Genomic DNA, 21,794 nt, shown 5'->3' on the forward strand with positions numbered 1-21,794 from the left:
CCTAACGGAGGCAGCTAAGGCCCGTTTCCGCGTCAAAGAGATGTATCGCTTCGTCGTCGAAGAACAGCGTCAGCTTGCGGTCGGTGCTGATCGGCGTGCGGGGAGCAAGGCAAGCGGTCAGCCGCTGATCTCCGGCTATGGCGGAGACCACGAGTTCGGGACCGGTCAATTCCGCGATCTCAGGCGTTGCTTCGATCGATAGAGCGCCCTGTTCCAGACGCAGTGCTTCAGGCCGTATGCCGAGAATGACATGCTGGCTTTCTTTGACCTTGCCTTTGAAGCGGTCGGGCAGTGGTAGCCGCGCGCCTGCGCCTTCCAATAGCAGTCCATCGGCGCGAACTGTGGTCTTCAGGAGATTCATCGGCGGGACGCCGACGAAGGTTGCCACATAGAGCGTTGCAGGGCTGTTATAGATCTCCTCCGGCGTACCCAACTGCTCGATCCTTCCGTCCCGCATAACCGCGATGCGGGTGGCGAGCGTCATCGCCTCGATCTGATCGTGAGTCACATAGACGACCGTCGTCTTCAGCATTTGATGAAGACGCTTGAGCTCCGTGCGCATTTCCATGCGCAGCTTGGCGTCGAGGTTCGAAAGCGGCTCATCGAAAAGGAAGACTTCGGGCTTACGAACAAGAGCGCGGCCGATTGCGACGCGCTGCCGCTGGCCGCCGGAAAGCTGGCTTGGTTTGCGGTCCAGCAGATTTTCGATCTGAAGCAGTTTCGCGGCCTCGCGCACGGCCTTGTCACGCTCTGCAGCCGGTACTTTGCGCATCTCAAGGCCGAAGCCGATATTGCGATGGACCGTCAGGTTTGGATAGAGCGCATAGGATTGGAACACCATGGCGATGTCGCGGTCTTTGGGATGCACGCCAAGAACCGAGCGGTCGCCTATCCGCACGTCGCCACTGGTCGCCTCGGCAAGGCCGGCGATGATGTTCAGCAGCGTGGACTTGCCGCAGCCGGAAGAGCCGAGCAGCACCAGGAATTCGCCGCTTTCCAGCGCGATATCGATGCCCTTCAGCGTCTCGATCTGACCATAGGTCTTGCGGATATTCTGGATCTCGAGCGCGCTCATCGTGCGGCCTCCTTCGTCGCGTTGAGCTCGCTATAGCTGCGGGGAAGAGTGGAAATGGCGCGCGAGGCGACTTCCGTTCCCGCCGTCAAGCAGGTGGAAAGCGTTTCGCCGCGGGCAAGCGCTGCCAGGAATGCAGCATTGAAGACGTCGCCGGCGCCGATCGTATCCACGACCTTCACCTGAGGCGCGGTGGCTGCGACGAGTGTTCCAGCCGTGTCGACGGCGATTGCGCCGTCGGGGCCGCGTTTGACGACGACGATCGCCCCTTCGGGCATATGCGAGCGGAGATGGCGCGCGGCGTCCACGGGATCGTCCAGACCTGCGAGCGTGGTCGCTTCCACCTCATTCAAAAGGGCAATGCCGCAGCGCGACAGCCACCCGCGCGTCGCGGCGCAATTTTCATCCGTCCAGCCATCGAGCGGCCATCCGGTATCGAGGGCGAGGGTAATCCCATGTTCATCGGCCCAATCGAACAATGCGCCATAATCCCGTGTCAGATCGTCGGTCAGGAAGGGACCGCAGAGAAGGGCGTAACCGCCGGAAAGCGTCGATCCGTCGAGAACGGCAAAGACATCGGCAAGGCTGAGGCGTGGCAGGTGACCGCGCGTCGTGAAGAACGTGCGTTCGCCGTCCGGATGGGTGATCCCCACCGAAAGCGTCGTGCGCTCAGGGTGCACGGGCCACTTCACAGCCCGTTCGCCGAAAGCCTGGGCCAGCCAATGGCCGAACTCATCGCTGCCGACACTTGCCGCAATCTCGAAGTCGACGCCCATGCCTTCCCAGGCAAGCGCGCTGTTCCCAGCCGCGCCGCCGACACGCAGTTCGTCATGGTCGACGATGATCTCCGTCCCCGCCTTCGGCCAAGGTGCGGCAGGCCCGAGGATCAAGTCGACATTGACATTGCCGATGACTGCAAGCGGCTTCATTCATTCACTCCGGGTAATTTTCGTCGAACGGACCGGCGTTCCGGCATTCTCGACCCGGGCCTCGGCAAAGGCGATCATCAGCCGTTGCGCGACCGGTAGCATGGCGAAGATCGCTGCAAGGCCGCTTGCCGGCTCGAAGCGGATCGTCACTGCTCCCGCCACCGGCTCTTCGCCGGAGGCATCGAAGACGACAGTCGGTGCGCCGGTTTCCACTGCGGAAACGATCATCGCGGTGACAAGGCCCGCCGTATTGTCCCGCCCGCGAAACAGAATGACACCGATATCAGGCCCGAGCATTTCCATAGGCCCATGGCGAAGCTGTCCGCCTTCGAGCGAGAAGCAGGGGCGGCGGGACAGCTCCGTCAAACCGAGTGCAAGCGCTTCGGCGACGCCCTGCAATCTGCGGCCGGACGTGACGACCGTTTCGACATTTGCGAGTGCAGAGAGGGCAGCCGCGATATCGACGCTTGGTGGCGATTTGAGCACGGCAAGGGCCGCGGCCGAGTCTTCGCCAAGCCCGGCAAGGATCGCGAGATGGAGGGCAAAGGTGACCGTCAGGCTGCGTGTCGCCGCAAAGGCCAGTTCCGTGCCGCCGGCGCCGATCAGGGATGGTGCAGCCTTTGCCAGGAACGAATTGCCTTCGAGCGTCAGCCCGAAGGTCTCCTTCACGCTGCCTGTCTCATCGAACCAACGGACGACTTCGGCGCTTTCGCCGGATTGCGAGGTTACGAAGATCGTTCGGCCCTCCAGCGCTAGCGGCTGGCCGAGCTGTTCGGACAGCGGCAAAGCGATCGCATCGATACCGAGCGCGCGGTAAAGCGGCTCGACCGCGCGGTTGACAGCGTGCGATCCTCCCATGCCGAGAAGCAGGAGCCTACGCGTCTTCTTCAGCGAGGAAGCTGCCCTTGCGGCCATTTCGGCTGCGGCTTGGTAGGAGGCAACGGCATCCGCATGCTGGCGTGCCATTTCGCGATCGATCGCGGCAAGTCCTGTGGGTCGAGTCTTTTGTCCGGTCATGGTCATCCCTTGACGCCGCCGCTTGTCAGCCCCGAGATCAGGGCGCGTTGCATGACGAGACCAACCAGCACCGGGGGCAGGGCGGCAAGCACACCGGCGGTCGCAATCAGTCCGTAATCGGATACACGTCCGCCCGCCAAATCGGCGATGGCGACTGTTAGGGTCTTCGCACGCTGGTCTGAGGTAAAGAGCAGCGCATAGAAGAATTCGTCCCAGGCCAGCAGGAAAGCGAAGAGCGCCGATGTCGCGATCACCGGCATCGCAAGCGGCAGCGTGATGATCTTCAGTGTCTGGAACAGGCCGGCACCGTCGATCATGGCGGCGGATTCGATCTCTTTCGGAATGGAATCGAAACCGGATTTCATGAGCCAGGTCGTGAACGGCGCAAGGATGGTGAGATAGACGAGCGCAAGCCCGAAGACGTTGTTCAGCATGCCGAGACAGGCAAGGCCCATATAGAGTGGCACAGCGAGCGCTACTGGCGGCAGCATGTAGGTGGCGATCACCATAGAGAGCGACCAGCCGACGGAAGGGGTGCGCGACACGGCCCAGCCGGCGGGGATCGCAAGCGCGATAGCCGCGATCGTCGCCATACCCGCAATTTCGATGCTGTTGCGCAGCGAGGAGGTGAAAGCCGCGCCGGTACTGTTCTCGATCGTCGAGAACAACAGCCGGTAACGGGAAAAATCGGCTGTCTGCGGCCACCAGCGCAGGGGTTTCGCTGCGAGATCGGCGGCCGGTGAGATGCTCATGACGAACAGCCAGAGGATCGGCGCGAGAATGACGGCGGCTAGCAGCAGCGCCGCGATATAGATGAAGACGGTGAAGATCGGGCTCCTGCGCTCCATCAGGCGGCACTCCCTACCGTCTTGCGCACCAGCGCGGCATAGCCCGCGGCGAGCACGGTCACCAGCAGCGTCACCATCAGTGCCAGGGACGCGCCGGATCCGGCCCGTTGGAAAGAGAAGGCTTCCTGATAGACAAGGATCGACAGCGTTCGCGTGCTGTTGGCGGGGCCGCCGCGCGTCATGACCCAGATGATATCGAAGACCTTGAAGGCTTCGATGGTCCGCAGCACCAGCGCTACCATCAGCGGACCCGCGAGATAGGGCAGGATCACGAAGCGAAAGCGGGCGATCGGCCCGGCGCCGTCGACCAGCGAGGCGGCGGTGATATCGCGCGGAACGGCCTGCAGCGCCGCCAGTGCAATCAGGGCGACAAGGGGAAAGTTCTTCCAGCAATCGGCGACAATCAGCGCTGACAGCGCGGTGCCGGGTTCTCCGAGCCACGAGCGATAGGCGTCGATCAGGCCTAGTTGCGTGAGCGCCGCGTTCAAAGCGCCATATTCCGGATTATAGATCAGCCGCCATAGCGTCGCGTTCACGACGGTCGGCAGTGCCCAAGGCAGGATCATCAATGCGCGCAATGCGGTGCGGCCACGGAATTCCTGATTGAGCAGCAATGCGGCAAGCACGCCGATCACCATCTCGGCGGCAACGGAAATGATCGCAAACAAAGCCGTCGTAACGAGGGTCCGCTGGAAGTTCGAACCGGAGATCATCTTCGTGTAATTGTCGATCCCGACGAAATTGCCTTCCGTGCCGACGAGCTTGGCGTCGGTGAAGGAGAGACGGACGGTATCCACCAGAGGCCATCCGATGATGGCGATCATGACCACGAGGAGCGGCAGCATCAAAAGCCACGCGCGGGTTGTCATCCAGGTGCCGGACATTTTTGGGCCACCCTTTTTATTCGTCGGACTGGATTGGAAACGGGCGGCGCTTTGCGCCACCCGTTGATGGCGGTCTTAGAGACCGCTGTTTTCGGCAGCCGATTTCAGCGCATCTTCCGGCGAGGACTGACCGAGCAGCGATTCCTGGATCGCCTGCTGCAGTGCCGTCGAAAGCTCCTGATATTTGGGCGTCGTCGGGCGCGGGTACATGGCTGCAAGGCCGACCTTTGCCGCGGCGATCAGTTCTTCCTGTCCCTTGGTGACGGCCGGATCGTCATAGGAGGAGGCCCAGATCGGCAGGCTGAGCTTGGCATATTGGTTCTGCGTCGCCTGCGAGGTCATGAAGCTGATGTATTTCCAGGCTTCGTCCGGATGCTTGCTGGCTGCGGTGATGCCGAGGCCCATCGAACCATTCACGGCGGAGGCTTCGCTCTTGCCAGCTACGCCCGGCGCCGGAACGACACCGACCTTGCCGGCCACTTTGCTGTCCTTGGGATCGTTCGCCATATTGTACATGTAGGTCCAATTGAGCGCGAAAGCGGCATCGCCGTTTTCAAAGACCTTGCGGACGTCTTCCTCCAGGAATTCCTTGGAATTCGGATTGGTCAGGCCGGATTTATAGCTCGAAACCATATACTTCAGGGCATCGAGGCCGCCGCCTGTCTGGAAGGCCGGCTTGCCGTCCTTCAGGAAATCACCCTTATAGGCGCTGACGAGCGTCGTGTAGTCGCAGATCGCAGCTTCGGCCTGTGACCAGCTCCAGGCGATCGGCGTTGCGAGCAGCCCTTTTTCCTTGATGGTCTTTGCTTGTTCGTTAAGCTCGTCCCAGGTCTTCGGCGGGGTCTTGATGCCGGCTTTTTCCAGGATTTCCTTGTTGTAGAACAGATACTTCGTATCGAGAATCCACGGCATGCCGAAATATTTGCCGTCATATTGAACGGTGGTCCAGGCGCCGGGCAGCACGCCCTTTTTCATGTCGTCGGTGATGCGCGAGGACACATCGACGAGCACTTTGTTCGTCGCATATTCGGCCGGCCAGATCACGTCGAAGAGAACGACGTCATAGCCGCCGCCGGAGCCCTGCGCCAGCACGGTTTTGTCGTGCAGGCCTTCATAGGGAACGAATTCGAGATTGACCTTGATATCGGGATTTGCCTTGGTAAAGGCGTCGGTCATGGCGCGCACGTCGGCTTCGCTGTAAGCGGCCTGGGCCATGAAAAGCGCGTTGATCGTCGTTTCGGCAAATGCATGCGATGCAAAAGACGCGCCGATCAGCGCGGCGCCAAATAAGGTCTTGCTTAGGGATTTCAACATTCCACCCTCCAGTTTTTGACTTCACGCGATTTTCCGACGGCGGCCTTCGTCGCGATCGGTTTTTAAGAAGGCAGCCGGAATCGGTGCCCGATCCTTTTCGGATCATCGTCGGGCCTCTGCTGGCCCTCTTGTTCCCACGAAACTCTCCGGTTTCTTATTAAGTCAATTGTCTTGACTTAATTACTTCTTCAATATTCTACTGCTGTCAAGAGGGAATTGCAGATGAACGATACCCGCCCGATCCGTGCCAAGAGCGGCACCAATCACGAAGGCACCAGTGCCCATAATCGCCGGGTGATGATCGATGCATTGCGCGTCAATGGAGCGCTGTCACGGGCGGATCTGGCGCGCGCCACCCGGCTGACGAAGCAGACGGTTTCCAACATCATCGACGAACTTGAACGCGATGGCCTCGTGACGTCGCAGCAGACGGTGCGCAACGGCCGCGGACAGCCTTCGACGCCCTATGTCCTCGTCCCGGAAGGTGCGTTTGCGATCGGGCTGCAAATCGATCGGCACATGACGAGGGCGATTGCCGTCGATCTCGTGGGAAATGTGCTCGTCCGGATGGAGGCGAAGCTTCCCTCGGGTGGACCGGCGACCGGGGCTAAGGTCATTCTGGACCTGGTAGCTGATGTCCGGCGGCAATTGGCAGAGATCGCGACGCAATCCGAGGAGAGGCTAATCGGTCTCGGTGCGGCCATGCCCGGTCCCTTCGGGCTCGCCGGCAACGGCGACGATCCCTGGATGATGGAGGCCTGGCAAAAGTTTCCATTGCTTGAGGCCCTTGCCGTCGGCACCGGTCTTGATGTCAGCATCCAAAACGATGCCGCAGCGGCGACGATTGCCGAGAGAATGGTGGGCGCAGCGCACGGACTTGATCACGCGGTCTGCCTCTATGTCGGCTACGGCATCGGTGCCGGTCTTATTCTCGGCGGCGAGCTTTATACCGGCGCAAACGGCAATGCCGGCGAAATCGGGATGGCCTTGCTTACGATGGGAGACCAGTCGACCCCGCTCGAACATCGCGCGTCGCTGGCCTCACTCTATCAATATCTATCACTCGACGCGGCCGATCCGGATCTTTATGCCAAAATCCATGATCTCGTATCGGCCGACGATCGCAGGATCATTGCATGGATCGAAGCCGCCGCCTCCGATCTCAGATGGAGCGTGCATTTGATCGAAACCATCTTCGATCCGCAGACCGTCATCCTATGCGGCAGCGCACCGCGCATCTTGGTGGACCGCCTCATCACGGCCATGGGACCATTGCTGCCGTCGATCGCCGAGCGCCGCGATCGCACGGTCGCGCGTTTGCAAATTGGTATTGCCGACCCCTGGTCCGTCGCGCTCGGAGCGGCCGCCGGCCCGATCAGCCAGGAATTCGATCCGCGCTATGCGGCGATCTTGAAAGATTAGTGAGGATGCCTTCTGGGAGTTTCCCAACCTTCCCGATTCAAGCTTAGAATCTTCCCACAAGCCCAAGCCAGTGCCTCACCGATCCGCACCGCGAAATGATAAGCGACAGAAAAATCGATCGCGATCGCTCTTATCTGAGAGGGAGGAACAATTTTTTTCTGGCAGAGTTCGGCACGCTGGGGATTCAAGAAGATGAAGCGCCAGTGGTGGAATGATCCGGTAAACGTCGAAACCTGTATTTTTGGCAGGTATGTCATTGTCAACAGCACCGAAAGTGCGGCGCAATACATGTTCGAGGAGTGGCGGGGCGACCGTAGCGCGACCGCTTTTCAGGCGGTGATGCAAGCTCTCTTCGATGCTCATGACGGAAAGCTGCCGATCGACGATGCGCGCGCCGCCTTCATGACGGCAGTCGAAAATGCGGGGCTGCGCTTTGCTGCCGACAAAATCTAAGAAAAGCCCGCGAAAAAATGCCGTTAGCAGCGACGGGTTTTCTGCTAACGGCAACAGGAAATCACATCACCTCGATCACATGAGTGGCAAGGTATGTTTCCGGCGGCGCACCGAACTTGCCGGTATTATCATTGTTCCCGCCGCAGACTGTGATTTTGCTCAAGCATGTTTTTTCCGTCTTCGCCTGTTCGCAATGCCGGGGTCGAATGCCGGTGAAAACATCGGAAATCAGCGTCGGTTCTCTGATGATGAAGGGTCTTGCGACGGAGGGGATTCCGGCGACCGGGTATTATTATCACTTTGAATGGGATTTGATGAAGCCGCGCTTTCCCGCGGGACTGCAGATCGCCACACGAGACATCTGGCGGTCTCATCTAGCAATTTGCGCGATCTGGCAATCGCCTGCGATGTGATCGTGAAAACATCTAGCCGCTCTCGCGGCGAGGAACCAATAGGCATGTTTGTCTCCCGTGGATACAGGCGGGAGCGCTTATGATCTCTCAGCCGTCAACGCCTTTGTGTTCGGTTGCCGACGATAAGGAGGAAATGGGCCGATCCATTGGAAAGTCAACCCAGGCGAGTTTGCGATGGCGTCGCTGAACGCCGGCAGAGCAGCTTTGGAGAGCCGTCATCTCCGCAAGCCTTGAGTTGAGCAAGTGTCGACAGCGGAATACGACTGGGGTTCATCCGCCGCTCCCCGGACCTCCGTCACCTTCCAGGAACTCGGGATACTGGATCATCTCGCGATTATTGGTGTCGATCGAAGAACTTGACGATGTCTCAGCGATAGTTTTTGGCGAATAAGGCTCATCTCTCTCCAGATGGTTGATGATGTGATCTATCACCGCGATAGTATCCGCCATCACTTCGATCTGCTTGTTCAGCTCGTGGGTGAAATTTCGCGTCAAAATTCTCTTGTCGATTACGGGGTCGACTTGGCCCTTGACGATTTGAACTTCTTCTCGCTGCAGGCCCTCTAACAGTTGTTTTGCGGCTTCGATCTGATGCGACAACTTCTTGCGCTGCTGTACCAGGTCATCTTTCATGCCATCGATCATTTGATCATCTCTTTGATGTAATAAGCCGGCACCTAAATCCGTTGAACCATTCCAAGCTCATCGAATGATGCTAGCTGCTCCTTTGTCGCGCCGACAGGAGCCATGAAACGCGCAGACTTGCCGGCTTCGCGAATTGCCTTCACGGCATCAAATGCCGCCTCGTAGGTTGCATGCTCTTCAGAACCGTCCGCAGACAGTCCATCTTCCAAATAGCTTTCGACGTACCACGTCCTTTGCATAGGCTCTCCTCCGCTTTACTAGGCGGAGATTGGCGGTTGCCGAGCGATGTCAAGAAGCAAGAGAACCAAAACTTCGCAGACCTGAAGGGTAGTGCGCGTGGCGGACCATGATTCCCTTCGCCATTGCGATCGCCTGAGTGGACGAGCCCGGAACCATTCCTCTGGTCGCACTTGATCGAAATCATATGGACATCAGAAGGAACCGCGCTGGGACAGCAGCGTTTGGAAGGGTGGCAAACGAGGATTCTCCATGGACACGGATCGCTATAATTGGATCAGCAGACGCGCGCACGAGATTTGGCAGCAGGAGGGGTTCCCCTCCGGGCGAGACCGCGAACATTGGTCGCAAGCTGTGGCTGAACGTGAACAGCTCGAATGTGAAGAAGCGAGCGCTTCCGGTCCGACAGAAGGGCAATGGGATGAGATCAAAAGCGTCTTGGTTGTTGATGACGAGCCGATAATCCGGTTCGCGGCAGTCGACGTGCTCGAGCATGCGGGGTTTGAAGTCTGGGAGGCCGCTAACGCCGATGAGGCGCTTGTTCTGTTGAACCGCAGGACCATCGATGCCGTGTTCACTGATATCAATATGTCCGGATCAATGGACGGTCTCGGGCTGGTTTCGCGGATTCGTGCCCTTTCGCCCAAGACGAGGGTCGTCGTCACGTCCGGGCATGTCGGTTTCGGCAGTTTCGACCTTGCAAGCGGAGTATCGTTTTTGCCCAAGCCATATCAATTCGAAGCCTTGATCAACCTGCTGTCGACGCCAGCTCCCAAAGCTAATTGATACATGACCTCGCGCCGCCGCGATTGCCCGTTTTTCGGTCGGCCCATTGAACTCGTTCGTTGCTCGCATGAAAACGAATCCGAATTCCAAATAGTTTAGCGCCAATCCGCCGCCGCTTCTGTCTCCTCAAGGCGTGCCACCGGCACATCCTTCCCTGAACAAAGGCGCAGCGGCAGTTCCATCCCCGGAAACGCAAAGACATTCAGCCTAATGACAGTGGCTTGGCGTACTTGATCTGAAAAGAGGCATGCCCGGCTCTGTTGCCGGCAATTCTTGAAATTATAGGGACCGAAAATTACATCATTTCCAATCGGCAAATGCGCGAGGAGGAGGAGGAAGGAAGGAATGATCAGCAGGTATCTCAGCAAGCGTGATTTGGCTCTCGATTCAATCGACTTAGACACCTGTCAGCGCGCCTTTGATGCCATTCTGCTCAAAAGGAATATTTCGCGCGAAAGCGAAGAAGGAGAGCAAGTGGCGGCAATGATCATCGAGCTTTTTAGGGAAGGGGTTCACGACGAACATCAGCTTGTCGCACTCGTAGGAATTAACGAGAGCCATCGCCCTCTTTAATCCCGATAAATTCCCGCTTTGATGGAACAAACCAAGTAGGACACCGTTTGCAAAATTAGTTGGAAAGTTCCCCCTTTCCGACCGGCCTCCAAGCCAACCCGTCGTTGGCGGCGCCCCTGCCAGCGGCGGGTTTCTGGATCAATCCAAGCTATCGGTCCCGGTGCGTCGGATTGGTCCGATCGATACTCGAACATTGCTGGCTTTTCCAAGCCAGACGTCCCTGCCGAGGTTGCGGCAGTAGGCAGATCATTGTCAAAGCTGAGCTTTAAACAAGTCTGCCGTCAGCCGGCGGGGGCGCAATGCTGGCGACAGACCTTCTCGTGGCACCTTTTGGAGCCACTAGGCGAGGACGGGGATCGACTCGCCGTTTGGGGGAACGCCAGGGAAAACGACTTGTTCCATCGGCTTATGAGCGAAGCCAATCGGCCAACTGCAAAAATTAGCTTGTTCTGATCTAAGATCGTTTGCCATGGAAAGCAGACGTATCAATCTTTTCAGACATGGCTGGGCTTCGCTTGCGATAAGGTGCCCCGGTCTTCGTGCGCACCCCAACAACGCTCCTTGGTTCAGAGATCTATGCAAGAGCTATAGCCAAGCGGTCTTGCAGCGAGATCGGCTGCGGCTCACACGCGTCAATGCCGATCGATTGGGCGAATACGAGGAAATCTGCGACGATCTGGAGAAAGAAGCCCAGCTCTATCTGTGCTTGTTAGATGAGCAGTCGTAAAGCTCGTCGCGATCTTTCAGATTCGCTCCGACGCTTCAGCTCTTTGTTTTTGCATGTCGTTCTCGCAAAACCGCCGCACACTTTTGCGCGACATGCATTAGGCGCCAAATCGGCTCGGATCGGTCCTCAATCAGCTAGGGCGCCCATAATTTCGTTCAGTTATGCGGTCGTCAGAATCCGGATATCGCCCTTGCGGTCGATAACGTCGACCACGACGTGGCGACCAGAACGGCGCAAGGCCACATCGGCCGAGCCGGAACCGATCTGTAGGCGCCGCAAGATCACCTCATCAAGAAATGCGGGAAGCTGCGGCTCATGGAAGCTGATCTGCAACTTGTTTGGATTGAAACTAAGACCGAGGCAGGATTGAAGCAGGAAGAGCGGCGCCGCCGCCGCCCAGGCTTGCGGTGAGCAGGCCACGGGATAGAAGGTCGGCCCTTGCGCCCGCTGGCGCGGGAGTCCGCAGAAAAGTTCGGGAAGCCGCCGCAGGTCGATATAGGTGGACGCGGCAAAGAGCCCGTCGAATATCCTCGCCGCTGCCGCGCGATAACCGTAGGCCGCAAGGCCCCTGGCGATCAGGGAATTGTCGTGTGGCCAGATCGAGCCGTTGTGGTAACTCATGGGATTATAGCGCGCTTCCGTCGATGCGATGGTACGAATGCCCCAGCCGCAGAAGGATGAAGCCGTCATCAATGTGCGAGCAACCTGCTCTGCCCGCTCCGGATAGGCAAGACCGGTAAACAGTGCATGGCCCGCATTAGAGGACCGAACCCTGCAAGGTCGCTTATCGCCGTCGAGCGCCAAGGCGTAGGTGCCGAGCTCCTCGTCGAAAAAGCTCTCATCGAATGCTCGGCGCAGGCCATCGGCCCTCCCAACCAGATTTGCGGCGCGCTCCGTCTGCCCGAGCCGCTGGAATATCTCTGCTGCAGCCTGCCAGGCGCCATAGACATAGGCTTGGACTTCGGCGATTGCGATTGGACCTTTGGCCAGCGTTCCGTCCGCATGGAAGACGGAGTCGTGACTGTCTTTCCAAGCCTGATTGATCAAGCCTTCTTTCGTCAGCCGCCCATATTCGACGAAGCCGTCGCCGTCACGATCGCCATAGTCGTCGATCCAAGACAAGGCCGCCTCGATATGCGGCAGAATGCGTTCGATGACCGCAAGATCGCCGGTCCGTTTGAGATAGTCACCTGCCAGCATCACGAACAGCGGCGTGGAATCGATGCTGCCGTAGTAGCGCCGGAAGGGTACCTCCCCAAGCTCGGCCATTTCGCCGCAACGGACCTCGTGCAGAATCTTGCCGGGCTCGGCGTCGGAAGCGGGATCCATTTCCGTCGCCTGGTTCGCCGCCAGATAACCGAGAACGCCGCGGGCCACCTCCGGATCGAGCCAAAGTATCTGCAGGGCGGTTATGAGCGCATCGCGGCCGAAGACTGTGCTGAACCACGGAATGCCGGCATAGGGGTAGGGACCTTCCGGCTTTTCGGTTATCAACATGTTCAGATCCGAGGTGCAGCGCCGTGCTGCTTCGTTGAATATCTCATTGGACGTAACGATCGAAACTGCTCTCGACGACAGGGCGCGCAGGGCACGGCGTGCGTCACGCAGGGCAAAAAAGAAGGACCAATAGCTTGACCTTTCGGCCTCGGCCGGATCGCAGGCAATCTCGACAAAAAGTGATCTGGTTTCATGCGGAGCAAGCTGCAGGTCATAAAATACGTGTTCATTGCCGCATTCGTCCGGAAGGGGGTCGAAGGAGAGCCTCGTTGATCGTCCGCGATCGTCGAGCCCTTGATAGGCAAGAAGGATGCCGTCATCCGAGACGACCGGCGCCAGATGACGGCCCCGCTTCGCCCTTACCGTGCCACGTACCTCGAAGAGGTCGGCGAAGTCGGCTGCAAATGCGATCTCTATGCGGACGTGCTGCGGTCCCTCGTCGAAGTTGCGCACCGTCAGCCGTTCGTGAAACCGACCGTTCCACAAGAAGCGGGTGCGGCGCAGATGGATGTGATCATGGCCGAGGATGAGCTTTCCGGTCCTGTCGAAAAGGTCAGGATTGGTGAGATCGCAGGTGAGCGTGGCATTGTCGTCGCGCAATGTCGAAGACAGCAGCATCGGCTTCTGGCCGTTGATCGTCATGTGAAGGTGAGAAAGATACCGGGTGTCGCGATGGAAAATTCCCTCCGGACTATCCGGCCCGGAAAGGATCTCCCCATTGCGATCGAAGACGGCGAAAGTATCGCCATGCTTCAAGGTAAGCGGCTGCCGCTCATGCAGCGAAGCGGTAGCCGGAACGAAGAACTGAGCGATCGGCGCACCGGACGCAGGCAGATTGTCGGAGGAAACGATCGGCATTTTCCTCTCCTCTGATTAATTGACCACCTCCAGACCCACGGCGTAGCCGTTGGAGGAGTGCAGGGGGGCGACCTTCATGCAGGTACCGGGCAGTTGCCGGTATATGTCCAGGTAGTCCCTGGCCATCCGCTCCGTGGTAAAGCGCTTATCGAAAGTTGCCCGCACCCTTCGACGGTCGAGCTTCAGCGCCCATTCAAGTTTTTCTATCGCTTCGGCGACACTGTCGACCAGAATGCCGGAAACGCCGTCGTCGATCACCTCCGGCACCGAGCCGCAACGGAAGGCGATAACGGGCGTGCCACACGCCATTGCCTCGATCATAACAAGACCGAACGGTTCCGGCCAGTCGATCGGGAAGAGCAGCGCGCGGGCATTTCCGAGAAAATCCGCCTTCTGCTGATCATTGATCTCGCCGATGAATTCGACATTCTGATGGCTTTTTACCATCGGTTCGATCACCGTCTTCCAGTATTCTTTGTCGACATTGTCGATTTTTGCCGCGATCTTCAGGGGTATGCCTGATCGGCTTGCGATCTCGATCGCGCGGTCAGGGCGCTTTTCGAGGGAGATGCGGCCAAGAAAGGCAAGGTAGTTGCCTTTCGGCTTTTCCGTGAAGGGAAGCAGATCGGCGGGTAAGCCATGATAGACCGTTCCCGACCAATTGACCGGGGGCATCGGCCGGCGCTGGTCGTTGGAGATCGAGACCAATGGGATGTCTGTAAAGGCCCGGTAGAACGGATAGAGGTCCGGCAGGTCGAGGCGCCCGTGGAGGGTGGTCACTGCGCGATCGGCGAAATCGCGGATCAGCGGAAAATGCAGCACGTCGATATGGAAATGCAGGACGTCGAACTCATGCGCCCGCCGGCAAACTTTGTCCAGCATCAGAACATGGTGCGGCACCGGGTCCTTGACTGCCGCGTTGAGCCTCAGCGCCATATCACAACACGGTATCAGCCTGGCGTCCGTGACGGAATCGCCGCTGGCAAAGAGGGTAACGTCATGCCCCTGTGCGACAAGTTCTTCACTGAGATAGGAAACGATGCGTTCGGTGCCTCCATAAAGCTTGGGCGGAACACTTTCTGCAAGCGGTGCAATCTGAGCGATCCTCATGGGCGAAACCTCCTCAACAGAGCAACGTCATCGGTAAGCCGACCCGGGCGCTTAAATGCGTGCGGGGGGCAGACCGATCGGAGCGGCAAGCTTTGAAGAGATCGACACTGACACCTAGATGTTGCGGCGCGAAAAATTGGTCGTTACCAAGCGACTTCAATGCTTCCAGTTCGTTACAAGACACGATGCATTTCATGACTAGATAACGACGCAAAGCGGGCAAGGTTCGATTGCACCTGCATCCGGCGTCGGAAGGGCTCTCCGGGTATTGCTAGCGTCAACGTCATTGCAGAGAAAACATGCGGCTCCGATGGGAGCCGCATGGGCAATTATCTCGTCGCTCGTTGTTGAAGTTGCGGCGTCAATTGCAGTTCGTTGATCAGGATTACCGCCGCGCCGATCCGCCGCGGGTACCGCGAGCGCACAGAAGATGCCGCGGAAGTCCCAGCCGAACCCGAGCAGTAGACCGCCAATCGATGAACCCAGAATGCTGCCCAGCCGTCCGATGCCCAGCATCCAGCTCACGCCGGTCGCGCGGGCAAAGGTGGGATAGCGGCCCGGCGCGTAGGCGTTGAGGCCGGTTTTAACAACGGAGCGCCGAATTCCCCGGCGCTCCCAAATTGATCTCTCCACCAAATTGAGGGCCGGGGCTGGAACACCCATCGGGCTGTGGCGTTTGGTAAAAGCTGATCAATTTAGCGGCGGCGTCATGGAAAAGACTCAGCTCACGCGGCGATTGTTTCTTGGCGGCGGTGTCGTATCTATCGCAGCCGGAACCCAGTCTGTAGCCGAGACAATCAAAGGCCACGAGCCTTGGCTGCCGCATCAGGCCGACAAACCCTCGGCTAACGATAGCCCCACCTATCGCTTTTTTTCTCCCAAGGAAGTTGAGTTCATGGAAGCAGCGACGGAGCGCATCTGTCCGCATGACGAACTCGGCCCAGGGGCAAAAGAATGCCGGGTGGCTTTGTTCATCGACCATCAGCTCGCCGGCGGCTACGGGCGTGCCGATAGCTGGTATATGCAAGGCCCTTGGTCGAAAGGGCAGGAAACTCAAGGCTACCAATCCCGGCTCTCTCCGTCCGACATGTATCGGACCGCCATTGCTGCGATCGAGAAGGTGACGGCGGCAAGGCATGGCGGACAATCGTTCGCCGCCCTTTCGCCGGATGACCAGGACGCAATCCTCCAGGAGATCGAATCCGGCAAGGCGGAACTGGAAGGCGCCGATGCCAAGACGTTCTTCAAGATGCTGCTGCTCAATACCAAGGAGGGCATGTTTTGCGATCCGATCTATGGTGGCAACAAGGACATGGCCGGCTGGAAGATGATCGGCTTTCCCGGTGCGCGTTACGATTACCGCGATTGGGTGGGACGTCACGGCGAACGCTATAGTGAGCCACCGGTTGGAATTGCCGGACGGCCCGACTGGAACCAGCAGAGCTGACCATGGCAAGGAAGCTTCCACAGACAGATGTCGTTCTCGTCGGTTTCGGCTGGACCGGCGCATTGATGGCGCAGGAATTGACCGAAGCGGGCCTCAACGTGGTGGCACTGGAGCGCGGTAGCTGGCGCGATACAGCGACCGATTTTGCGCCGACCTTCATCCAGGACGAATTGCGCTACCGGTATCAGGGGCATCTTTTCGAGCAGACGGCGCGGGAGACGCTGACCTTCCGCAATTCGCCGGACCAGACGGCACTTCCCATGCGTCGGCTCGGCTCATTCCTGCCGGGCACCGGCGTGGGCGGGTCGATCATCCATTGGAACGGCCAGGTCTGGCGTTTTCTGCCGTACGACTTCGAGATACGCACCCGGACCGAGGCTCGCTACGGCGCCGAGATGATCCCGCAGGACATGACGCTGCAGGATTGGGGTGTCACCTATGATGAGCTCGAACCCTACTATACGAGGTTCGAAGAGCTATGCGGCATTTCGGGCCAGGCCGGCAACGTCGATGGTGTCAGGCAAGCGGGCGGCAATCCCTTCGAAGGCAGGCGCTCCAAATCCTATCCCACGCCACCGATGCAGCAGACATACGGCCCGACACTGTTTGCGAAAGCGGCTCAATCCCTCGGTTTGCATCCTTTTCCCTGTCCCTCGGGAAACATGTCGCAGGCCTATACTAACGCGCTCGGCGTCACGATGGCGCCATGCACCTATTGCGGCTTCTGCGAGAAATTCGGCTGCGGCAATTATTCGAAGGCCAGTGCCCAGACGACGATCCTTCCCGTTCTCATGAAGAAGGAGAACTTCACGCTCAGAACCGACAGCGAGGTTCTTCTCATCAACCGGGATAGCAGCGGCAAGCGCGCCACCGGCGTTACTTATGTCGACAGACAGGGCGAGGAATACGAGCAGCCCGCCGAACTCGTGATCGTCTGCGCCTATATCACGCACAATGTCCGGCTTCTGCTGATCTCCGGCATCGGCGAGGTCTATGACTCCCAGACGGGTAAAGGCACGCTGGGTAAGAACTACTGCTACCAGATCAATCCGAGCGTCAACGTCTTCTTCGAGGACAAGCTACTCAATCCCTTCATCGGAGCCGGCGCGCTCGGGATGATCGCCGATGACTGGAACGGCGATAATTTCGACCATACGGGGCTGGGCTTCATCCATGGCGGCTATATCGCGGGCTACGTCACGACGGGACGGCCGATCGAGACGGAACTGCTTCCGAAGGGCACGCCGAAATGGGGCGCCAAGTGGAAGCAGGCTTTCGTCAGGAATTATCTGACGTCGATGTCGATCAGCCTGATGGGAGCCGTCATGCCCAACCGCGCCAACCATCTCGATCTCGATCCTTCCTATAGAGACATCCATGGCCGGCCCCTGATGCGCATGACCTACGACTTCAAGGCCAACGAGCTGAACATGCAGGATTTCGCCATGGGCAAGATGACAGACATCGCCAAGGCGATGCAGCCGCGCGAGATCAACGCCGCGCCGCGAGGCCCTCACTACGACATAGATCCCTATCAGACCACGCATAATACCGGCGGCGCCATTATGGGTGCCAATCCGCAGCAGAGCGTCGTCAACCGCTATCTGCAACACTGGGAGGTGCCGAACCTGTTCGTCGTCGGCGCAAGCGCCTTCGCGCACAACAGCGGCTACAATCCGACGGGGACGGTGAGCGCATTGGCGCTCTGGTCCGCCGACGCGATAAAGAGCCGGTATCTCAAAAATCCAGGCCCGTTGGTGCAGGCATGACCCGTCGAGGAACCATAGCGATCTCCGCCGCAACGATCGGCTTGGCTGCCATTGCGAGCATCGTCGTCTGGCCCTCGGCGAGGGCACAGGTCGGCGATTTCGCGCTGGAGCAGCGGGGGCAGTATCTGGTGAACATCGGTGACTGTGTCGCCTGTCATACCGAGGAGGGCGGCCAGCCTTTCGCAGGCGGCAGGCCGTTGGAGACGCCATTCGGTGTCATCTATACGCCCAATATCACACCGGACCCGGAAACCGGTATCGGCGCATGGACCGGCGATCAGTTCTATAGAGCCATGCATGAGGGCGTCGCGGCGGATGGCACGCATCTCTACCCCGCCTTTCCCTATCCATGGTTTACGAAGGTCAAGCGAGAGGATGTCGACGCGATCCGCGCTTATCTGCGGACGGTCGCGCCGGTCAGGAACAAGCGTCCGGACAATCAGCTCGTCTGGCCGCTCAATCATTCCTTTTCGATGACCGGATGGAACACACTCTTCTTTTCTCCCGGCACGTTCCAGCCCGACGGTAAACAATCTGCGGAATGGAACAGGGGCGCCTATCTTGTCGAGGGTCTTGGCCATTGCGGTGCCTGCCATAGTCCCAAGAATGTGCTCGGCGCGGTCAAGACATCCGACCGCTTCAAAGGTTCAGAGATCGAGACCTGGTTTGCGCCCGATCTCACCTCGAACGAGACTGCCGGCCTCGGCCGATGGAGCCTCGACGATATCGTTTCCTTTTTGAAAACCGGCCACAACAGCCGCACCGTTGCCTATGGGGCAATGTCCGAAGTCGTGGAGGATTCGACGTCTAAAATGACCGATGCGGATCTGAGGGACATTGCCGTCTATCTGAAGACGCTGCCCGCCTCACCCTCGTCAACTGGTGACGATCGTGCTGCGAGCAAGGCAGGGGAGGCGATCTACAAGGATTCGTGCTCGGCCTGCCACCAGGCGAACGGCCAGGGCATACCGAAATTGTTCCCGTCGCTGAAGGGCAGTTCCGTCGTTCAATCGCGGGATCCGCTCACCATGCTTCGCCTGATCCTCAATGGCGGAAGGGCAGCATCGACGACAGAAAATCCGAACAATACCGCCATGCCGTCCTTCGGCTGGAAGCTGAACGACCAGCAGATCGCTGCCCTTTCAACCTATGTCAGAAACGCCTGGGGCAACCATGCTGCCGCGGTCCCTGCTTCGGATGTCGCGGATGTTCGATCGAAGGTGCAGGCGATCACGACGACAAAATGATTGCGGTTCCGCTTGCCCATCTCGGCGAGGACGGGCGGCACGCGTGGACTTCGCAGTCAGCAGAAGAAGCCGCCGAGCGAAGATCAAGTTGCCGAGCGACACGCGCGGCCATACGTTTCGAGAACATCAGACACATAGAGCTGTACAATAGTCGGAACGTTATCGCCTGGACGAATCTTGTCGGCAATACGTCCAAGAAACTGACTTGCCAGCGTCGCCGGAATGAAGCGACCCCGCAGCGTGTCTTCCAATTCTTGGACTGCGTCCACTGCCGCCGGCAGACCCCAATAGTAGCGGATGCGGTCGCTATAGCTATAAAGGAGCTGCAAAGCGATTTCGGTGTCGCTGCCGTGGTAATGACCTTGCCAGTCGCTCTTGTTCTCCAACATGAGCTTCTCCATCGTGGAGGCAAGGCGTCTTGAGTACCCACGGTTCAATTCTGTCGCGATCAAATCGAGGGCGAACAGGCCCTCACGCAGCGCGAATGTGAGGCCTGGTCCGACCTTCAGAATCGGAAAACCGTCCCGAACCAAAGCGGCCAACGACGCTTCGGTTTGATAGTCCGTCGAGTGGGCCTCGAAATTTAGCTTGTCTTCCTTGTCGAGAACCTTGGTGAGTTCGCGCGCAAGTTCGGGCTTGTAGGGCACAACATTTTCATTGCCGAATTCGACGCCGGGCTGGACGACAAAGGCGATGCAGCGATCGAACGCCTCGGAAAGACCATTCCGCGTGAAAATCTCGCGGTGGATGTCTATCGTTGCTTGCGCGTCCGAAGCCGTCGTTGGCTCCACGATATCAAGGGCGTGGTTCGCACCGCCTGGCACGGGGACTTCGGTTCCGAGAACGTAGAGCGGCCGCGCTCCGATCTCCTTCGCAGCACGCTCGGCGACGGCTGCAAGTTTTGCCGCTCTCTCGGCGACTATGGCATCACCGAGTACCTTAGGATCGTCGCTGCATGGCATGGACGCATCGAGGTGTATTTTTGTGAAGCCAGCCTTCACATAGGCAGCGACCATTTCCTCGGCCTTCGCCATAGCGGCTGCAGCGGTCTCCTTGCGCCACGGGTTTGGTCCGAGATGATCGCCGCCGAGGATGATGTCGGATACCGGAACACCTCTGGCCCCTGCCAATTCGAGGACCTCTTTTGCGAAGTCAGCGGGATTTTTGCCGGTGTATCCACCATACTGGTTGACTTGATTACAGGTGGCCTCGATGAGCACCGGCCCTGGCTTTTTGCGGGCCAGAGACATAGTGGCGTCGAGGACCCACGGATGAGCCGAACATACGGAGGTTATTCCAACCGGTTGCCCTGCCCGCCGCGCGTCGGCGAGGTTTCGAAGAAAAGCGCTCATTTTGTTCTCCGTGGGGTAGACGCGATGAATGCGTCCAGCTCGGCAATGTTGGGGAGACCTGTCATTGGTCCCTGCAGGGTCACATTGCGGGCTCCGGCCGCCGCTGCCCGCTCAAGGGAGACCTCTGGCCCAAGTCCCTGACGCCGGGATGTGAGATAGGTTGCTCCAAAAGCGTCACCTGCCCCGGTAGGATCAACTTCCTCAACGATAAAACCATGGAAATCATATCGCGCGCCTGCGGCGCCGAAGTAGGTCGCGCCGTCTTTGCCACGCTTGAGAACAATCTCATCGATGCCGAGATCCTGCAGGCGTGTTATAGCGGCGGCCTCGTTCTCGGTACCGGCAGCAACGAAAAGTTCCTCGCCCGACGGCAGAAGCAGGTCGGCATTCCTAAGCATGTATTCGAACTGTTGCCGAAGGTTGCCACTTCCGAGAAGCTCTTTCCTGACATTCGGATCGAATGAGACCGATCCGCCTCGTTGATGCACGGCTTCAATGGCAGTCCGGATAGCAACATCCGCTCCAGGTATCGCAAAAGCCGATCCCATGACGTGAACATGGCCGGCCCGCGCGATAAGCACCTTTGCCTGAGTGCTCAATTCAATTGCGCCGGCGGCCGAATGTATGATGTTGAAGATGAAGTCTCGCGATCCGTCGTCTCGATAACGGACGAAGGCGCTGCCCGTCGGACGATCCGTCGACACGGAAATCGCCGAAGTATCGACACCGTCGTTTTGAAGCCGCTCGACGTTCAGGGCACCGAAATCGTCATTGCCGACGCTTGCGATGATTCCCGCCGCGCCGCCCAGACGCGCAACTTGATCGATGAAGATTGCGGGGGCTCCGCTGGGAAACGGGCCATACAGGCTCTGCGCTTCTTTGAAGCCAAAGCCTGTCGTGGTCGCCATGACTTCCACGAGGATTTCACCGACGGTGATCGTCGGCCCTAGTTTTTCGGGGGCCAGTCTTGCGGCAGGCTTAGCCATGTTCGTCCTCCACGCTATCGGCTTTGAATAATCATCGCAGGGGGTAATGTCAATAAAATTGACGCGCGAAAAGTTTGCGAGCGCACAAGTTTCCGCCGACGCGATTGTAGCGGCGCTCATAAAAACAAAAAGATTTCATAATGTATTTCAAATAGCTCCGCGAAAGATGCCGGGCCTTGTCAGTTCGCATAGGAAACTTTGTGTTGAC

The 21,794-nt window shown here is 58.7% G+C and carries 21 protein-coding genes; 8 read left to right on the forward strand and 13 right to left on the reverse strand.

The window, feature by feature from the left end; genetic code table 11:
- Position 1: 1 nt before the first annotated feature.
- The 6 genes from K290_RS0114360 to K290_RS0114385 form a co-directional block, all read right to left on the reverse strand.
- Entirely contained in the window at positions 2–1,075 is a 1,074-nt protein-coding gene (locus tag K290_RS0114360; protein WP_028752566.1) for an ABC transporter ATP-binding protein, read from the reverse strand.
- On the reverse strand, positions 1,072–2,001 hold the full coding sequence (locus K290_RS0114365) for a PfkB family carbohydrate kinase (protein WP_028752567.1): 930 nt from the start codon (positions 1,999–2,001) through the stop codon (positions 1,072–1,074). Before K290_RS0114365 ends, K290_RS0114360 begins: the two co-directional genes overlap by 4 nt.
- Positions 2,002–3,024 (reverse strand): SIS domain-containing protein, encoded by a 1,023-nt coding sequence (locus tag K290_RS0114370; RefSeq protein ID WP_028752568.1) that lies wholly within the window; start codon positions 3,022–3,024, stop codon positions 2,002–2,004.
- Positions 3,021–3,866, reverse strand: coding sequence for a carbohydrate ABC transporter permease (locus K290_RS0114375; RefSeq protein ID WP_028752569.1), 846 nt, complete (start codon positions 3,864–3,866; stop codon positions 3,021–3,023). Before K290_RS0114375 ends, K290_RS0114370 begins: the two co-directional genes overlap by 4 nt.
- Positions 3,866–4,750, reverse strand: coding sequence for a carbohydrate ABC transporter permease (locus K290_RS0114380; RefSeq protein ID WP_028752570.1), 885 nt, complete (start codon positions 4,748–4,750; stop codon positions 3,866–3,868). The genes K290_RS0114375 and K290_RS0114380 overlap by 1 nt, the downstream gene beginning before the upstream one ends.
- 75 nt (positions 4,751–4,825) lie before the next feature.
- Positions 4,826–6,064 (reverse strand): extracellular solute-binding protein, encoded by a 1,239-nt coding sequence (locus K290_RS0114385; RefSeq protein WP_028752571.1) that lies wholly within the window; start codon positions 6,062–6,064, stop codon positions 4,826–4,828.
- 222 nt (positions 6,065–6,286) lie between these two features.
- On the opposite strand from K290_RS0114385, the gene K290_RS0114390 reads away from it, so the two are divergent.
- From K290_RS0114390 to K290_RS37300, 3 genes are all read left to right on the forward strand, one after another.
- Entirely contained in the window at positions 6,287–7,486 is a 1,200-nt protein-coding gene (locus K290_RS0114390; protein ID WP_028752572.1) for an ROK family transcriptional regulator, read from the forward strand.
- Between the two features lie 192 nt (positions 7,487–7,678).
- Positions 7,679–7,939, forward strand: a complete 261-nt coding sequence (locus K290_RS0114395; RefSeq protein ID WP_028752573.1) for a DUF982 domain-containing protein — start codon at positions 7,679–7,681, stop codon at positions 7,937–7,939.
- 83 nt (positions 7,940–8,022) lie between these two features.
- On the forward strand, positions 8,023–8,352 hold the full coding sequence (locus K290_RS37300; protein ID WP_154668607.1) for a hypothetical protein: 330 nt from the start codon (positions 8,023–8,025) through the stop codon (positions 8,350–8,352).
- A 270-nt stretch (positions 8,353–8,622) separates the two neighbouring features.
- On the opposite strand, the gene K290_RS0114410 is transcribed toward K290_RS37300, so the two are convergent.
- Together K290_RS0114410 and K290_RS0114415 are read right to left on the reverse strand one after the other, a co-directional pair.
- Entirely contained in the window at positions 8,623–8,997 is a 375-nt protein-coding gene (locus tag K290_RS0114410) for a hypothetical protein (protein WP_028752575.1), read from the reverse strand.
- 32 nt (positions 8,998–9,029) lie between these two features.
- A complete protein-coding gene (locus K290_RS0114415; RefSeq protein ID WP_028752576.1) occupies positions 9,030–9,236 on the reverse strand; it encodes a hypothetical protein in 207 nt (68 codons plus the stop codon).
- 250 nt (positions 9,237–9,486) lie between these two features.
- On the opposite strand from K290_RS0114415, the gene K290_RS34295 reads away from it, so the two are divergent.
- Entirely contained in the window at positions 9,487–10,020 is a 534-nt protein-coding gene (locus K290_RS34295) for a DUF2934 domain-containing protein (protein ID WP_028752577.1), read from the forward strand.
- Between the two features lie 345 nt (positions 10,021–10,365).
- Entirely contained in the window at positions 10,366–10,593 is a 228-nt protein-coding gene (locus tag K290_RS0114425; protein WP_028752578.1) for a hypothetical protein, read from the forward strand.
- Between the two features lie 886 nt (positions 10,594–11,479).
- Here the strand turns inward: K290_RS0114425 and K290_RS0114430 are convergent.
- From K290_RS0114430 to K290_RS38180, 3 genes are all read right to left on the reverse strand, one after another.
- Complete coding sequence (locus tag K290_RS0114430; protein WP_028752579.1) at positions 11,480–13,675, reverse strand: amylo-alpha-1,6-glucosidase; 2,196 nt, start codon at positions 13,673–13,675, stop codon at positions 11,480–11,482.
- Positions 13,676–13,690: 15 nt separating this feature from the next.
- Entirely contained in the window at positions 13,691–14,785 is a 1,095-nt protein-coding gene (locus K290_RS0114435) for a glycosyltransferase family 4 protein (RefSeq protein WP_028752580.1), read from the reverse strand.
- A 198-nt stretch (positions 14,786–14,983) separates the two neighbouring features.
- Positions 14,984–15,448 carry a hypothetical protein gene (locus tag K290_RS38180; protein WP_028752581.1) on the reverse strand — a complete coding sequence of 155 codons (465 nt, stop codon included), beginning with the start codon at positions 15,446–15,448 and terminating at the stop codon, positions 14,984–14,986.
- Between the two features lie 46 nt (positions 15,449–15,494).
- Here K290_RS38180 and K290_RS0114445 point away from each other — a divergent pair, with 46 nt between their 5' ends.
- The 3 genes from K290_RS0114445 to K290_RS0114455 are packed head-to-tail and all read left to right on the forward strand — an operon-like array spanning position 15,495 to position 19,248.
- Positions 15,495–16,232: a gluconate 2-dehydrogenase subunit 3 family protein gene (locus K290_RS0114445; protein WP_028752582.1), complete on the forward strand. Its 738-nt coding sequence runs from the start codon at positions 15,495–15,497 to the stop codon at positions 16,230–16,232.
- Positions 16,233–16,234: 2 nt separating this feature from the next.
- Positions 16,235–18,001, forward strand: coding sequence for a GMC family oxidoreductase (locus K290_RS0114450; protein WP_028752583.1), 1,767 nt, complete (start codon positions 16,235–16,237; stop codon positions 17,999–18,001).
- Positions 17,998–19,248: a c-type cytochrome gene (locus K290_RS0114455; protein ID WP_037135434.1), complete on the forward strand. Its 1,251-nt coding sequence runs from the start codon at positions 17,998–18,000 to the stop codon at positions 19,246–19,248. Before K290_RS0114450 ends, K290_RS0114455 begins: the two co-directional genes overlap by 4 nt.
- A gap of 83 nt (positions 19,249–19,331) precedes the next feature.
- On the opposite strand, the gene K290_RS0114460 is transcribed toward K290_RS0114455, so the two are convergent.
- Together K290_RS0114460 and K290_RS0114465 are read right to left on the reverse strand one after the other, a co-directional pair.
- Positions 19,332–20,600, reverse strand: a complete 1,269-nt coding sequence (locus tag K290_RS0114460; protein ID WP_028752585.1) for a class II D-tagatose-bisphosphate aldolase, non-catalytic subunit — start codon at positions 20,598–20,600, stop codon at positions 19,332–19,334.
- Positions 20,597–21,586, reverse strand: a complete 990-nt coding sequence (locus K290_RS0114465; RefSeq protein WP_028752586.1) for a tagatose kinase — start codon at positions 21,584–21,586, stop codon at positions 20,597–20,599. Before K290_RS0114465 ends, K290_RS0114460 begins: the two co-directional genes overlap by 4 nt.
- Positions 21,587–21,794: the final 208 nt, after the last annotated feature.

The sequence above is a fragment of the Rhizobium leucaenae USDA 9039 genome, assembly GCF_000426285.1.
Classification (GTDB): Bacteria; Pseudomonadota; Alphaproteobacteria; order Rhizobiales; family Rhizobiaceae; genus Rhizobium; species Rhizobium leucaenae.